General features: G+C 68.3%; 15 protein-coding genes. 10 read left to right on the top strand and 5 right to left on the bottom strand.

The genetic code is table 11. The features are described from left to right. Positions 1-66: 66 nt before the first annotated feature. On the bottom strand, positions 67-459 hold the full coding sequence (locus tag QUE68_RS16125; RefSeq protein ID WP_284235811.1) for a hypothetical protein: 393 nt from the start codon (positions 457-459) through the stop codon (positions 67-69). Positions 460-976: 517 nt separating this feature from the next. On the opposite strand from QUE68_RS16125, the gene mihF reads away from it, so the two are divergent. From mihF to metK, 5 genes are all read left to right on the top strand, one after another. Beyond that, positions 977-1,300, top strand: coding sequence for an integration host factor, actinobacterial type (mihF, locus tag QUE68_RS16120; protein WP_057165041.1), 324 nt, complete (start codon positions 977-979; stop codon positions 1,298-1,300). A 29-nt stretch (positions 1,301-1,329) separates the two neighbouring features. Further along, positions 1,330-1,899, top strand: a complete 570-nt coding sequence (gene gmk, locus QUE68_RS16115; protein WP_284227087.1) for a guanylate kinase — start codon at positions 1,330-1,332, stop codon at positions 1,897-1,899. A gap of 52 nt (positions 1,900-1,951) precedes the next feature. Further along, positions 1,952-2,248: a DNA-directed RNA polymerase subunit omega gene (gene rpoZ / locus QUE68_RS16110; RefSeq protein WP_140696413.1), complete on the top strand. Its 297-nt coding sequence runs from the start codon at positions 1,952-1,954 to the stop codon at positions 2,246-2,248. A 41-nt stretch (positions 2,249-2,289) separates the two neighbouring features. Further along, positions 2,290-3,546, top strand: coding sequence for a bifunctional phosphopantothenoylcysteine decarboxylase/phosphopantothenate--cysteine ligase CoaBC (gene coaBC / locus QUE68_RS16105; RefSeq protein WP_284227086.1), 1,257 nt, complete (start codon positions 2,290-2,292; stop codon positions 3,544-3,546). A 115-nt stretch (positions 3,547-3,661) separates the two neighbouring features. Next, complete coding sequence (metK, locus tag QUE68_RS16100; protein ID WP_284227085.1) at positions 3,662-4,870, top strand: methionine adenosyltransferase; 1,209 nt, start codon at positions 3,662-3,664, stop codon at positions 4,868-4,870. Positions 4,871-4,958: 88 nt separating this feature from the next. Here metK and QUE68_RS16095 read toward each other — a convergent pair whose 3' ends face one another. Beyond that, positions 4,959-6,158: an IS30 family transposase gene (locus QUE68_RS16095; RefSeq protein WP_455013472.1), complete on the bottom strand. Its 1,200-nt coding sequence runs from the start codon at positions 6,156-6,158 to the stop codon at positions 4,959-4,961. 469 nt (positions 6,159-6,627) lie between these two features. On the opposite strand from QUE68_RS16095, the gene QUE68_RS16090 reads away from it, so the two are divergent. From QUE68_RS16090 to QUE68_RS16080, 3 genes are read left to right on the top strand one after another with little or no spacing between them, the layout of a single operon-like run. Then, a complete protein-coding gene (locus QUE68_RS16090; protein ID WP_284235812.1) occupies positions 6,628-7,641 on the top strand; it encodes an acetamidase/formamidase family protein in 1,014 nt (337 codons plus the stop codon). 9 nt (positions 7,642-7,650) lie between these two features. Next, on the top strand, positions 7,651-8,397 hold the full coding sequence (locus tag QUE68_RS16085) for an SDR family NAD(P)-dependent oxidoreductase (RefSeq protein ID WP_284227083.1): 747 nt from the start codon (positions 7,651-7,653) through the stop codon (positions 8,395-8,397). After that, entirely contained in the window at positions 8,394-8,861 is a 468-nt protein-coding gene (locus tag QUE68_RS16080; protein WP_284227082.1) for a cupin domain-containing protein, read from the top strand. Before QUE68_RS16085 ends, QUE68_RS16080 begins: the two co-directional genes overlap by 4 nt. 4 nt (positions 8,862-8,865) lie before the next feature. Here the strand turns inward: QUE68_RS16080 and QUE68_RS16075 are convergent, their stop codons facing one another. The 3 genes from QUE68_RS16075 to QUE68_RS16065 are packed head-to-tail and all read right to left on the bottom strand — an operon-like array spanning position 8,866 to position 12,292. After that, positions 8,866-10,347, bottom strand: a complete 1,482-nt coding sequence (locus QUE68_RS16075) for a flavin-containing monooxygenase (RefSeq protein WP_284227081.1) — start codon at positions 10,345-10,347, stop codon at positions 8,866-8,868. Further along, complete coding sequence (locus QUE68_RS16070) at positions 10,344-11,324, bottom strand: alpha/beta hydrolase (RefSeq protein WP_284227080.1); 981 nt, start codon at positions 11,322-11,324, stop codon at positions 10,344-10,346. The genes QUE68_RS16075 and QUE68_RS16070 overlap by 4 nt, the downstream gene beginning before the upstream one ends. Positions 11,325-11,329: 5 nt before the next feature. Then, a complete protein-coding gene (locus QUE68_RS16065) occupies positions 11,330-12,292 on the bottom strand; it encodes an alpha/beta hydrolase (RefSeq protein WP_284227079.1) in 963 nt (320 codons plus the stop codon). Between QUE68_RS16065 and QUE68_RS16060 the strand changes: the two genes are divergently transcribed. Together QUE68_RS16060 and QUE68_RS16055 are read left to right on the top strand one after the other, a co-directional pair. Next, entirely contained in the window at positions 12,237-13,022 is a 786-nt protein-coding gene (locus tag QUE68_RS16060; RefSeq protein WP_454786268.1) for a lysoplasmalogenase, read from the top strand. The genes QUE68_RS16065 and QUE68_RS16060 overlap by 56 nt on opposite strands. Further along, complete coding sequence (locus tag QUE68_RS16055; RefSeq protein ID WP_284235813.1) at positions 13,019-15,016, top strand: primosomal protein N'; 1,998 nt, start codon at positions 13,019-13,021, stop codon at positions 15,014-15,016. Before QUE68_RS16060 ends, QUE68_RS16055 begins: the two co-directional genes overlap by 4 nt. Positions 15,017-15,044 lie beyond the last annotated feature (28 nt).

Here is a 15,044-nt window from a genome sequence, read left to right as displayed (position 1 = left end):
GTTCGTCAACGCGGAAGCGGCCGGTGGGTCACCACCGACCGCTTTGGGCTTGGGGAATGGATCAGCTCACAGCGGGATCCAGATGCCGAGGAACCAGAAGCCCCAGTTGTTGAAGTCGGGGTTGAAGAGGGGCTGGACCCAGTTGTCGTTGTAGTTGAAGGGCTGGTGGTCGTAACGGCCCTGATCGATACCGCGCCAGGCCTGATCGGGCGGTGGCGGTCCCCACTGGGGTCCGCCTCGATCACCAGGTCCGCCCCGGTCGCCTTGCCAGCCCCGGTCGCCTTGCTGCCGAGGCGGGCCACCCGGCCCACCACCTGGTCCCTGACAGGTGGCGCCCTGAGGGCCGCACGGCGCGGGACCGCCAGGTTGTGCAGCCGCTGATCCCGCGCCGGCGGTGAGGGCACACAGGCCCACGCCGAGGGCGACCGCGGACGCTCCGGTGACTCGTCTCAGGTGCATGACAGCTTCCCTTCGATGCGTGAACGGCGAGGAAAGGCCTCGTCCGTCGCACGCTATGGAGGCGAGCTGTGCGCCAGCTTTTTCTCCCGTATGAGTGGCATACGTGACGGATGCCACTGGAGTGACGGACGGGATCTGGCGATCGTGGCACGGGAGGCACCCGACACGCCCGAAACATCATGACCAGGGAAATTCTCATCAATTGGGTGCTGCGCGGCGGCACCTCGGTCCGGCGGTCACCGCCCCGACGGGCTCACCGATCGGCCGCCGGCGCCCAAAACCACTGCTGTACAGGCACAACGCGACGGCGACCGCCATCTGCGATGGGCGTGTCGACGGCTTGGCCGTTTTGCACCGAGTGCCCTACACGCTGCGCTTTTGGCCCGACAATCCGGGGGGTGGGGTTAGCTTTCGTCAGCGCCCGTGGGTACGGTCGTCGTCGCTGGCTGGTTCTCCTACCAGTCAAGACACAAGTAAATGATGGCCAGTACGAAGATGGCGAGAGACGGAGGAACCCGTGGCCCTTCCCCAGTTGACCGACGAGCAGCGCGCGGCAGCGTTGGAGAAGGCTGCTGCCGCACGTCGAGCGCGAGCTGAGTTGAAGGATCGACTCAAGCGTGGCGGCACCAACCTCAAGCAGGTCCTCAAGGACGCTGAAAGCGATGAGGTCTTGGGCAAGATGAAGGTTTCCGCGTTGCTGGAAGCGTTGCCGAAGGTTGGCAAGGTCAAGGCGCAGGAGATCATGACCGAACTCGAGATCGCACCGACCCGCCGCCTGCGCGGCCTCGGCGATCGTCAGCGCAAGGCCCTGCTGGAAAAGTTCGACTTCACGGCAGATTAGTGCCGGCGAGGGACCGGGCGGCGGTGGCGATGAATCGAATCGTCGTGCTGTCCGGTCCCTCCGCGGTCGGCAAGTCGACCGTGGTGCGTTGCCTGCGTGAACGCGTTCCGGACCTGTACTTCAGCGTCTCGGCGACCACCAGGACGCCCCGACCCGGTGAGGTCGACGGTGTCGACTACACGTTCGTCACCCCGGAGCACTTTCAGCAGCTCATCGATGACGGCGCCCTTCTCGAATGGGCCGAGATCCACCGTGGTCTGCATCGCTCGGGGACCCCTGCCGAGCCCGTCAAGACCGCCGCGCGAGCCGGATTCCCCGTGCTCATCGAGGTGGACTTGGCCGGGGCACGGTCGGTGAAGGCGGCCCTTCCAGAGGCGACCACGGTGTTCCTGGCCCCGCCGAGTTGGGAGGCGCTGGAGTCCCGATTGGTGGGCCGCGGGACCGAGAGTCCCGAGGTGAGGGAGCGCCGACTCGCCACCGCACGCGACGAACTCGCTGCCCAGAATGACTTCGACGTGGTCGTCGTCAACGGGCAATTGGAATTTGCCTGCTCAGAATTGGTATCCTTGCTGACGGGCAAGACGCCGGATCCGGCGTAACCACATTGAGCAGTTAGCTAGCCCTCAAGCGAAAACGCCAGGAGACAACTTCGTGACAACCCCTGTCGAGAGCACCGACTCCGACGCCGCCAACGCCTACGACACCCCGCTGGGCATCACCAACCCGCCGATCGACGAGTTGCTGTCCCGCGCGTCGAGCAAGTACGCACTGGTGATCTACGCCGCCAAGCGCGCGCGCCAGATCAACGATTACTACAACCAGCTGGGCGACGGCATCCTCGAATACGTCGGTCCCCTCGTCGAGCCGGGCCTCCAGGAGAAGCCGCTGTCGATCGCGATGCGCGAGATCCACGGCGACCTGCTCGAGCACACCGAGGGCGAGGGCTAAGCCCTCCGCCCGGCCATGAGCCTCCCGCGCGAAGAGTGGACATGAGCGAGCGGAAACGGATCGTCGTAGGCGTCGCGGGCGGCATTGCCGCCTACAAGGCGTGCACGGTGGTCCGCCGGCTCGCCGAGGCCGGCCATTCCGTCCGCGTCGTCCCCACCGAGTCGGCGCTTCGCTTCGTCGGCGCCGCCACGTTCGAGGCATTGTCGGGGCAGCCGGTTCGCACCGGGGTGTTCTCCGACGTCGACGAGGTTCCGCACGTCCGCATCGGCCAGGAGGCCGATCTGGTCGTCGTCGCTCCGGCGACGGCCGACCTGCTGGCCCGTGCCGTCGCCGGCCGCGCCGACGACCTGTTGACCGCGACCCTGCTGACCGCACGGTGTCCCGTCATGTTCGCGCCGGCGATGCACACCGAGATGTGGTTGCACGCCGCCACCGTCCACAACGTCGAGATCCTGCGGCAGCGCGGGAACATCGTGCTCGAACCCGCATCGGGCCGGCTCACCGGATCCGACAGCGGTGCCGGCCGACTGCCGGAACCGGACGAGATCTCCACGCTGGCGCAGCTCCTGCTGGACCGACCCGACGCGCTGCCCTTCGATCTCGCGGGCGTCAAGGTGCTGGTGACCGCGGGTGGTACGCGTGAGCCGCTCGACCCCGTGCGCTTCATCGGCAACCGCAGTTCGGGCAAGCAGGGGTATGCCATGGCGCGCGTCGCCGCCCAGCGCGGCGCCGACGTCACGTTGATCGCCGGCAACACCGCGGGACTCGACGACCCCGCCGGCGTGCACGTCGTCCACATCGGTTCGGCCAGCCAACTCCAGGACGCGGTGTCCAAGCACGCGCCCGACGCGCACGTGCTCGTGATGGCCGCCGCAGTGGCTGACTTCCGGCCCACTCACGTCGCGACCAGCAAGATCAAGAAGTCGCACGCGCCGGGTGCCGAGGCCGCGCCCGTCATCGAGCTGACCCGGACCGACGACGTGCTGGCGAAATGCGTGCGGGCGCGCGCCGACGGCCAACTGCCCAACATGCGCGCCGTCGTCGGATTCGCCGCCGAGACGGGTGACGCCAACGGCGACGTACTGTTCCACGCGCGGGCGAAGCTGGAGCGCAAGGGATGCGACCTCCTGGTCGTCAACGCGGTCGGGGAGGGCCGCGCCTTCGAGGTGGACAACAACGACGGCTGGCTGTTGGCGGCCGACGGCAACGAAGTCGCCCTGGAGCACGGTTCGAAGACACTGATGTCGAGCCGTATCGTGGACGCGATCGTGGCGTTCCTCGGGAACCGTGCCGAGTGACGGGTTCGACGGCGACACGCTGCGCGTAAGTGTTGCGCCGGAGTACGGCGCAGGCTTGGCTGCAGCAGGGCACCAAGATGATTCGCATAACTAAGCTTTGGAAAGGGATGACACCGTGAGCAAAGGTCGGCTGTTTACCAGTGAGTCGGTGACAGAGGGGCACCCCGACAAGATCTGCGACGCGATCAGCGACTCGGTGCTCGACGCACTGCTGGCGCAGGATCCGAAGTCCCGCGTCGCGGTGGAGACGTTGGTGACCACCGGACAGGTGCACGTCGTCGGTGAAGTCACGACGACGGCCAAGGAGGCGTTCGCCGACATCCCGAAGACCGTGCGCGCGCGCATCCTCGAGATCGGCTACGACTCGTCGGAGAAGGGCTTCGACGGCGAGACCTGTGGCGTGAACATCGGCATCGGCGCGCAGTCGCCCGACATCGCGATGGGCGTCGACACCGCGCACGAGGCCCGGGTCGAGGGCGCGGGCGATCCGCTGGACGCGCAGGGCGCCGGCGACCAGGGCCTGATGTTCGGGTACGCCATCAAGGACACCCCCGAGCTGATGCCGCTGCCGATCGCGATCGCGCACCGTCTCGCTCGCCGGTTGACCGAGGTTCGCAAGAGCGGCGTGCTGGACTACCTGCGGCCCGACGGCAAGACGCAGGTGACCGTGCAGTACGACGGCAACACCCCGGTCCGCCTGGACACCGTCGTGCTGTCCACGCAGCACGCCGACGGCATCGATCTCGAAGCCGGCTTGACGCCCGACATTCGCGAGAAGGTCGTCAACACCGTCTTGGCGGACCTCGACCACCCGTCCATGGACACCTCCGACTACCGCCTGCTGGTCAACCCGACCGGCAAGTTCGTGCTCGGCGGCCCGATGGGTGACGCCGGTCTGACCGGCCGCAAGATCATCGTCGACACCTACGGCGGCTGGGCCCGCCACGGCGGCGGCGCGTTCTCCGGCAAGGATCCGTCGAAGGTGGACCGTTCCGCCGCGTACGCGATGCGCTGGGTGGCCAAGAACGTCGTCGCGGCGGGGCTGGCCGAGCGCGTCGAGGTCCAGGTCGCCTATGCCATCGGCAAGGCCGCCCCCGTGGGGCTGTTCGTCGAGACGTTCGGTTCCGAGACCGTCGACCCCGCCCGCATCGAGAAGGCCATCACCTCGGTGTTCGACCTGCGTCCCGGGGCCATCGTCCGCGATCTGGACCTGTTGCGGCCGATCTACGCGCCCACCGCCGCCTACGGGCACTTCGGGCGCACCGACGTCGACCTGCCGTGGGAGCGGACCGACAAGGTGGACGAGCTCAAGGCGTCCGTCTAGCCCCGTGTAACCCCGCGAGCAGTCCGCGAGCAGACGCGAAGGGCCCTCAATCGCGGGCGTTTTCTAGGGGTCGTCGCAACACTGCTGGTTAAGTGGTCATTAGTAGATCACGCAGACGCTCGGCTGGAGTATCCCAGCCGAGCGTTTTGCGTGGGCGGCCGTTGAGTTGCTGGCTGACGTGTTCGAGGTCCTCGGGCCCGAACACGCTCAAGTCGGTGCCCTTGGGGAAGTACTGACGCAGCAGGCCGTTGGTGTTCTCGTTGGTACCGCGCTGCCAGGGACTGGCCGGATCACAGAAGTAGACCGCCATGTCGGTGGCCATCGAGAACTGCTTGTGCCGAGCCATCTCTGCGCCCTGGTCCCAGGTCAGCGATCCTCGAAGATGTGCTGGCAGCGTCGAGATGGTGGCGATCAGGCCGTCGCGGACGGCTTCGGCATCGTGGCCGTCGGGCAGGTGCACCAGCAGCGTGTAGCGAGTCGCTCGCTCGACGAGGGTGGCGATCGCGGTCTTGTTCAGTTCACCGACGATGAGATCTCCCTCCCAATGCCCCGGCACGGCGCGGTCGGCGACCTCGGCCGGCCGCTCGGAGATCATGATCATCGGGTCGGTGAACCGGTGGGTACGCGCACCCGGTGCGCGGTGCGGTTTGCGACGTGTGCGGCCTGATCGAAGTGCCTGAGCCACTTCACGTTTCAGACCACCGCGGGCTTGGAAGTACAACGCTTGGTAGATCGTTTCGTGGCTCACCCGCATGCTTTCGTCGTCCGGGAAGTCCTTGACGAGGCGGTGGGAGATCTGCTCGGGCGAGTGGCGCAGCGAGAGCCCATCGTCCACCGCCTGGCGCAGCTTCTGGTTGGTGACCAGTTTGGACTGCTTGGGTCGGGCCCGGTCGACCGCGGCGGCGTTATGCGCTCGATACGGCAGATACAACCCGCCGATGCTGCGTCCACGAACTTCACGCGACACCGTCGAAGTGTGCTTGCCGATCCCGGCAGCGATCACCGTCAGCGTCAGGGCGGCCTGGAGACCGTCGGCGATCGCGAGACGGTCCTGCAACGACAGGTACCGGTCGTCGACTTCAGGTGCGTGGGCCTCGCCCATCCTGCGGGACATGGTGCTATTCACCGGCCGTGTGTACCGCGTGCCGGTCGCGTAATCGGTGACCGTGCCATCGGGATGAACACGTGTCTTGCCCACTCGGCGGATCCCATCGCGCCAATCGCGGGCCGTGCGCTCGTTGACCCCGACCTCGCGCGCAGCCCTACTGGCTGACCAGCCCGTCGACAGCAGCTCGAAGAACCGGCTCTTGGCATCGGGCTTGCCCACCGGCTGACGCACATCGCCTACCAGGCCCTCGGCCACCAGCAGGCGCCTGGCCAGGGAATGCGAGACACCGCACGACTTCGCCGCTGCATTGACCGACGCGGTCGCCGTGAACACCGCCACCAGCTGCTGCGGATCCACCGTCGGCCGACTCCGCGGCGGCCCCATCGGCCGGCCCGTTGCACGCAGAATCGCATAACACCGCTGCCGCGAGATCCCCAGCGCGCCCGCCGCATCCACGACCGGCACACCAGCATCAACGAGCTTTGCTAGCCGATCCCCAAACTCACCACAGTCCTCCGAAAACGACACGATCGCCGCAACCTCTCACATCGAGAGTGTTGCGACGACCGTGTGAACCCGCCGCGATGATTGAGGGCCTTTTGCGTCTGCTCGCGGGGCAGGGGTGGGCGGGGTGCAGCAGGATGGGGTCATGGATCACGTGACCTTCGTGCCGACTGTCGACCAACTTGCCTACACCTTCGGTGGGGCGGCGCCCGTGATGCGGATCAAGCCGGGTACGGCCCTGACGCTGTGGACCGAGGACGCCTACGGCGGCCGGATCACCAGCCGGGACGACGTCGCCAGCACCGCGTTGAACACCGAGGACCTCAATCCCCAGACCGGCCCCTTCTGGATCGAGGGCGCCGCGCCGGGCGACACCTTGGCCGTCCATCTGGTCGATCTGACGCCGGCGCGGACCTGGGGCGCATCGACGCTGATCCCGTTCTTCGGCGGGCTCACCAGCATCCCGGTCAACCCGACGCTGCAGGACCCGTTGCCCGAGCGCACCTACGTCTACGACTACGACGCCGGGACCGAGACCCTGGGGTTCTCGGCGTTGGCCAGTGACTTTCAGCTCCGCTTGCCTGCCAACCCCATGCTGGGCACGGTCGGCGTGGCGCCTGCTCGCCGCGAAGTGCGCACGTCGCTGGTGCCCGACTACTTCGGTGGGAACATGGACAGTCCCGAAATGGCAGCCGGCGCCACGTGTTACCTCCGCGTGAACGTCGACGGCGCGCTGTTCTCACTCGGTGACGGCCACTACCGGCAGGGTGAGGGCGAATCTTGCGGCACCGCGGTGGAGGGCGCGATGCACGTGACCGCCATCGTCGAGCTGATCAAGGGCAGTGGTCCGGCCTGGCCGAGGATCGAGACCGACACCCACCTGATGTGCATCGGTTCCGGGCGCCCCCTCGAAGAGGCCTGGCGGGCGGGGCAGGTGGAGATGATCGACTGGCTGGGTCAGTTGTACGGCCTCGATCGTCTCGACGCCTACCAGTTGCTCAGCCAAATCTCGCAGGTGCCCATCGCCAACGTCGTCGACACGAACTACAGCGCTGTCACAAAGGTGGACAAGCGGCTCCTGCCGCCGGCGCCCGCATTCGGCGGAATGCACGACGAACTACGCACTGCTGCAAGAACACTCGGATCGATCTCATACTAAGGGAGATACATGGAACTCGGACTGACTGGTAAGCGTTTCCTCGTCACCGGCGGCACCCGCGGGATCGGCCGGGCCATCGTCGAAGGGCTGCTGGCCGAAGGCGCCGACGTCGCGTTCTGCGCGCGGTCGCCGGAAGCGGTTGCCGAGGCGCAGGCGGAGCTGTCCGGAGATGGCAGCATTGCCTTCGGCACCGCGGTGGACGTGGCTGATCAACCCGCACTTGCCGATTGGGTCGCCACTAGCGCCGAATCACTGGGAAGCATCGATGGCGTGGTGGCCAACGTCAGCGCCCTCTCCGATGATTGGCGGAGCAGCATCGACGTGGATCTAATGGGCACCATCGGTCTGGTCGACGCCGCGTTACCGCATCTGCTGGCGACCGGGGCGGGGTCGATCGTCACCATCTCCAGTGTGTCCGGCCGCGAAATCGACGTCTTCGCAGGGGCTTACGGCACCATGAAAGCTGCCGTCATTCACTACACGCAAGGCCTGGCGTACCAGCTGGCGGGGCGAGGAGTGCGCGCCAACACCGTCAGCCCGGGCAACACCTACTTCCCCGGCGGAGTCTGGCCATCGATCGAGGAGAACGACCCGGAGCTCTTCGCGACGGCCCTCGGGCTGAACCCGACGGGTCGGATGGCGACGCCGCAGGAGGTCGCCAATGCCGTTGTCTTCGTGAGCAGTTCGGCGGCGAGCTTCATCAGCGGAACCAACCTGCTCGTCGATGGCGCGCTGACCCGCGGCGTGCAGTTGTGAGCGCCGCCTACCTCGCCCAACCTGACCGGCAGCAGCAACTGGAATGGCTCGACGGAGGCACGCTAGCGATCCTGCTCGACGGCAAGGCCACCGACGGCCAACTCATGGTCGGGCGGTTCGACGTGAGCGAGGGCGAAGCGCCGCCCTATCACCGCCACACCCACGAAGACGAAGTCTTCATGCTCATCAAGGGCACGGCGCTGGTATGGGTCGACGATCAAGTGATGGAACTCGCCGAGGGGGGAATCGTATTCCTACCCAAGATGATTCCGCACGCCTACCGGATCACGTCGAAGAGAGCCGACCTGCTGATGATCAATACGCCTGCCGGGATCGAAAGAATGTTCCGGCACGCGGGACGTGACAGGTCGACACCACGACCCGACGGCTTCGAGATCTCGCCCGCGCTGCTCGCCGAGGCATCCGAGATGTACGACAGCGTCATCGTCGGTCCGCCACGTTGATCGACTATGTGCTGAACTCGTAGTCGGCCAACGGGAAATGCCTGCTGCGCCAGATCGCCTCGGCCGTGGTGGTCGGTCGCAACGGGACGTCACCGTTCTGGTCGAAGTAGTAGCTGTTGGCGAGGGCGCAGCTGTCCTGCCAGAAGATCTGTCGATGCCGCTTGCGCATCATCTCGGCGAAGAACCGGTCGTTGGCCGCGCTCGAGACCTCGACCCGGGTCGCGGCCTCACGGGACGCCTGCGTCAAGCATCTGACGATGTGGTGCGTCTGCGTCTCGATCAGGGCGAAGTACGACGAGCCGACATAACCGTAGGGGCCCATCACGCTGAAGAAGTTGGGGAAGCCGGGAACGCTGACGCCCTCGTAGGCCTGCAGGCGGTGTTGCGACCAGAATTCCGCCAGCGAGCGTCCGCCCGACCCGGTCACGGGGAAGGTCGGGATGCTGTCGACGTCCATCACCTTGAAACCCGTTGCCAGAATCAGCACGTCGACGTCACGCGTGGCCCCGTCGGTAGTGGCGACCCCAGAGCCGGTGACCTTGTCGATGGGCTCGGTCACCAGTTCGACGTTGTCGCGGTTGTACGTCGACAGATAGGTGTTGTGGAATCCGGGGCGCTTGCACCCGACGGCATACCGCGGGGTCAGCTTGTCGCGGACGTCGGGATCGTGCACCTCGCGCTTGAGGAACGCCCGGCCCATCTTCTCGGCGCGATTGGCCAGCGGGAACCAGGTGTAGTACTGCGCGGAGATCGTGAACGTCAACTCGACGTAGGCCTGGCTGAGCGCGCGCTGAATGACCTTGCCGCCGGGGATGCGCATCGCCCACCGTGCGGCCGCGGGTAGCGGGACGTCCAGCTTGGGCATGCACCAGATCGGCGTCCGCTGAAACACGGTGAGCTTCTCGACGACCGGCGCGATCTCGGGAATCACCTGCACGGCCGACGCCCCCGTGCCGATGATCGCGACGCGCTTGCCGGCCAGGTCTTGGGAGTGATCCCAGCGGGCCGTGTGCATCGTGATGCCGGCGAAGCTGTCGACGCCGTCGATGTCGGGCAGGTTGGGCACCGTCAACACACCGCTGGCGTTCACGACGAACCGTGCCGTCAGAGCGTCACCGGTATCGAGATCGATTCGCCAGCAATCTGATTCGTCGTCGAATGCCGCAGCCGTCACCTTGGTGGCGAACCGAATCTTGCGACGCAGCCCGTACTTGTCGACGCACCTTTCGGCATAGGCCTTCAGCTCACGGCCCTTGGCATAGGTACGCGACCAGTCGGCGCTCTGCTCGAAGGAGAACTGGTACGAGAACGACGGAATGTCCACCGCGATGCCGGGATAGGTGTTCCAGTACCAGGTTCCGCCGGGCTCCTCACCCGCCTCGATGACGAGGTAGTCGCCGAGACCGGCCTTGTCGAGTTCGATCGCCGCGCCGATGCCGGAGAACCCGGCGCCGACGATGATGGTGTGGAAATCGGGTGCGTTCATCCTTGCCTCCGTTCGGGATGCAGGGCGGCCTTCAGTGCCGCCAGCCCGCGGTCGGTGGCGTCGGTCGCCGCGGGGGACACCATCGCCAGGCTGACGTAGCCGTGCACCATCGTCGGCTCATTGCTCAACTGGACGGAAACGCCAGCGGCGGATAGCAATTCGGCGTAGCGCCCGCCGTCGTCGCGCAGTGGGTCGTGCTCTGCGGTGCCGATGAAGGCCGGCGGCAGACCGGCCAGCGTCGCGGCATTCGCCGGCGCGATGTCGGTGGGCAGTGCCGTCGAATCGGACAGATCCCGCCCGGGCAGATACCAGGTCAGAAACGCCGCCGTGACGTCCGCGTTGAGGATGGGCGCGTCCGCGTTCTCGGTGAACGAGGGTGCCGACAGGTCACCGACGGCGACCGGGTACCACAGCAGCTGAAACACCAGGGGAGGCCCGCCGGCATCGCGCGCCCGCAGCGCCACCACCGCGGACAGATTGCCACCGGCGGAGTCGCCCGCGACGGCGATCCGAGCGGGGTCGCCGCCGAGTTCGGTGGCGTGCTCCCCGACCCATTGCAGGGCCGCCCACGCATCGTCGACCCCGGCGGGGAACGGATGCTCCGGCGCCAGACGGTAGTCGACCGACACCACGATTGCCTCGGCCCCGACGGCATGGGCGCGCGCGACGTGATCATGGGTGTCGAGATCACCGAGCGCCCACCCACCGCCGTGGTAGAAGACCACGACGGGAAGGTCTGTGTGGTCCTCGATCGGCGGCCAATAGATGCGGACGGGAATGTCGGCCAGATCGCCGTACCCGATCTCCCGTTCCTCGATCCGCATGTCCGGCAACATCTCCGGGGGCGGGTTCATCGCGCGGAGTTTCTCCCGCGCCACCTCCACGCCGTCGTCGATGGTGAACTCGAGCGGCACCGCGTCGAGGAGCGACTTGAGGGCGGGGTCGATGCCTGGCCGTTCGGAGGTGGTGTCCGTCATGCGCCTCAGGCTAGCGCGCGACGAAGCGCCGAAAGCCCACGTTCGACGGCATCGGTGGCCGCAGGCACGACGCCGGTATATCCGAGGTACCCGTGCACCAGCGTCTCTGCGTTGTGCACCTCCACGGGTACTCCCGCGGCCGTGAGCAGCTCGCCGTACCGGACGCCGTCGTCGCGCAGCGGGTCGTACCCCGCCACCGCGACGTATGCAGGCGCCAGCCGGGACAGGTCCGCCGCGCGCGCCGGCACCAGCGTCGCGGGCGGGTTCTTCAGATCCTGGCCGTTGGCGTACCAGCGGGAGAACTGGCCGACGGCATCGACCGCAAGGACGGGGGCATCGGCGTTCTCGGTGAACGACGGCAGTGAGGTGTCCCAGGTGGTCGCCGGGTACCAGAGCAGCTGCAACGCGATTGGAGGACCGCCCGCGTCACGCGCCAACTGCGCGACGACCGCGGCGAGGTTGCCGCCTGCCGAGTCGCCGGCGACCGCGAACCGAGACGCGTCGGCGCCGAGTTCGGCGGCGTGCGCTGCCGTCCACTGCGTGGCCGCCCAGACGTCGTCGACCGCCGCCGGGTACGGATGCTCCGGTGCCAGGCGATAGTCGACGGACACCACCAGCGCACCCGACCCGACCGCGTGTCCGCGGGCCTCGCCGTCGTAGCTGTCGAGGTCGCCGACGACCCAGCCCCCGCCGTGGAAGAACATCACCACCGGTACGGGTCCGTGCGCGGCCTCCGGCGGCCAGTACAGCCGGATCGGCACCGGGCCGCCGGGGCCGTCGATCGTCCGGTCCTCCACGCGCAGATGCTGATGGACCGGGCGCCGCGGCAGGTCGCGAAACCTCTGCCGGGCCGCCTCCGGGCCGCCGTCGGTCGTCAACTGGAAGGGCACCGCTTCCAGTACCTTCTGCAGGATGGCATCCAGACCTGGCTTGTCGGCGGAGTCGCCTGAGTCGTCGGTGACGGGCATCGCCTCACCGTACGCATCGCGGCGGACGCGGACGTTGTGGGGCGCAGCGTTGGTCGTCGGTGCGGGGTACGGGATCTTCCTCGTCGTCACGGCCCTGCGGTCACCCTCGGGCGCCGAGCTGACCGGGCAGTTCGCGCTCCAGCCCGCCGTGAAGGCGCTGACCGCGGTGCTGCTGGCCGCCGCGGCGATCAGCCATCCCGTACGACGCGAACGTCGCTGGCTGATCCCGGCCCTGGTGTGCTCGGCCGCGGGTGACTTCCTCCTCGCGATGCCGTGGTGGCAGCCGTCCTTCGTCCTCGGACTGGGGGCCTTCCTGGTGGCGCATCTCTGCTTCCTGGCCGCGCTGCTCCCGTTGGCCGACGCCACTGCGGTAAGAGTGGCGGCCGCGATCGTGGTCTGCACCGCCTGCGTGACGCTGCTGGTGTGGTTCTGGCCGCGGCTCATTGCCGAGGGGATGGCGATCCCGGTGATCCTGTACATGGGCGTGCTGGCGGCGATGGTGTGCGCAGCACTGATGGCGCGACTGCCGACGCCCTGGACCGCTCTCGGCGCGGTGTGCTTCGCGGTGTCCGACGGCATGATCGGGATCGGCAAGTTCGTGCTGCAATCGGAGGCGCTGGCGGTGCCGATCTGGTGGGCCTACGCCGCGTCGCTGCTGTTGATCACCGCCGGATTCTTCTTCGGCCGTGGGCGACCGGCGTCGGACCGCTCTGCTACACCACCTGCGTGACCGAGATCAGGCAGGCGGCCGAGCACGAGCCCATCGCGCGCGTGCTCCCCATGCTGTCAGTACCGCATCTCGACCGGGACTTCGACTACCTCGTCACCGCCGAGCAGTCCGATGACGCGCAACCGGGAGTGCGGGCCCGGGTGCGGTTCCACGGCAGGTTGGTCGACGCCTTCGTCCTCGAGCGGCGTTCCGACACCGACCACGAGGGCAAGCTGGGCTGGCTGGACCGCGTCGTGTCCAACGAACGGGTGTTGACCCCCGACGTCCGCAGACTGGCCGACGCCGTGGCCGCCCGATACGCCGGCACCCGGCCCGACGTCCTCCGGCTCGCGGTGCCGCCCCGCCACGCGGGAGTCGAGAAGCAGCCCGCACCGGACCCGCCGGCATCCACTGTACGAGCCGTCGATCCGGCGGCCTGGGCAGCCTACGGTCGCGCCCCGCACTACCTTGGCGCGCTCGCCGACGGCCGGGCTGCCCGCGCGGTATGGCAGGCGCTGCCGGGGGAACAGTGGACCGACCGGCTGGCCGAAGCCGCCGCGGTCGTCGTCGGATCGGGCCGCTCGGCGTTGGCCGTGGTCCCCGACCAGCGTGACGTCGACGCGCTGTACGCGGCCGCGATCCGACACGTCGACGAGGGCGCCGTCGTCGCGCTGTCCGCCGGTCTCGGGCCGTCACAGCGCTACCGCCGCTGGTTGTCGGTGCTGCGGGGTCACGCCAGGTTCGTCATCGGCACCCGCAGCGCGGTGTTCGCCCCGGTCGCCGATCTCGGTCTGGTGATGGTGTGGGACGACGGTGACGACACCCTGACCGAACCGCGGGCGCCCTACCCCCACGCCCGCGAGGTGGCGATGCTGCGCGCGCACCAATTGCGGTGCGGGGCGCTGATCGCCGGCTACGCCCGGACGGCCGAGGCCCAGGCCCTGGTCTCGAGCAAGTGGGCCCACGATTTAGTGGCCACCCGACCGGTGGTGCGGGCTCGGACGCCGCGGGTGGTCGCGCTCGACGACAGCGGCTTCGCCCAGGAACGCGATGCCGCCTCGCACACCGCACGGTTGCCCACGATGGCGCTGGATGCCGCCCGCGCGGCGTTGAAGGCCGAGCGCCCGGTACTGGTGCAGGTCCCGCGGCGCGGGTACGTGCCTGCGCTGGCCTGCGGCAAGTGCCGGAACATCGCCAGGTGCAGGCATTGCACGGGTCCCATGTCCCTGCCCGACCGCGGGGCTGGCGCGGTCTGTCGCTGGTGCGGCCGCACCGAACCGGCCCTGCGCTGCGTGCGCTGTGGTTCGGACGCCGTGCGCGCCGTCGTCGTCGGTGCCCGGCGCACCGCCGAGGAGTTGGGCCGCGCCTTCCCCGGGACCACCGTGATCACCTCGGGCGGCGACGCGGTCGTCACCGAGGTGCCCGCGGCGCCGTCCCTGGTCGTGGCCACGCCCGGCGCTGAACCCCGGGCCCCCGGCGGCTACGGCGCGCTGCTGCTCCTCGACGGCTGGGCCCTGCTCGGCCGCCAGGATCTGCGAGCCTCGGAGGACGCGCTGCGGCGATGGATGGCCGCGGCGGCACTGGTTCGGCACCGGGGCGACGGCGGGGTCGTCGCGATCGTGGCCGAATCGGCGATCCCGACCGTGCAGGCGCTCGTCCGGTGGGATCCCGTCGGGCACGCCGAATCCGAACTCGCCGCGCGCGCCGAGGTCGGCCTGCCGCCCGCCGTGCACATGGCCGCCGTCGACGGAGACCCCGCCGCCATCATGGCTCTGGTTGCGGCCGCCCGGTTACCCGAGGATGCCGACGTCCTCGGTCCCGTCGAGCTGCCACCGGGGGCCCGTCGACTCCCCGGCACGGAACGCGACGCCGAGGTGAGGCGGATGCTCGTCCGCGTCCCTCGGCACACCGGACTGGAGCTGGCCTCGGCGCTTCGTCGCGCGACGGGTGTGTTCAGCGCCCGTCACGATCAGCCGCCCGTTCGGGTGCAAATCGACCCCTTGCACATAGGGTGAGGCGAACGTCGAGCGGCGGGTTGGTACG

Source organism: Mycolicibacterium sp. TUM20985 (assembly GCF_030295745.1).
Lineage (GTDB): Bacteria > Actinomycetota > Actinomycetes > Mycobacteriales > Mycobacteriaceae > Mycobacterium.
The sequence above is the reverse complement of the archived record's forward strand: the minus strand, read 5'-3'. Positions and strand labels throughout refer to the sequence as shown.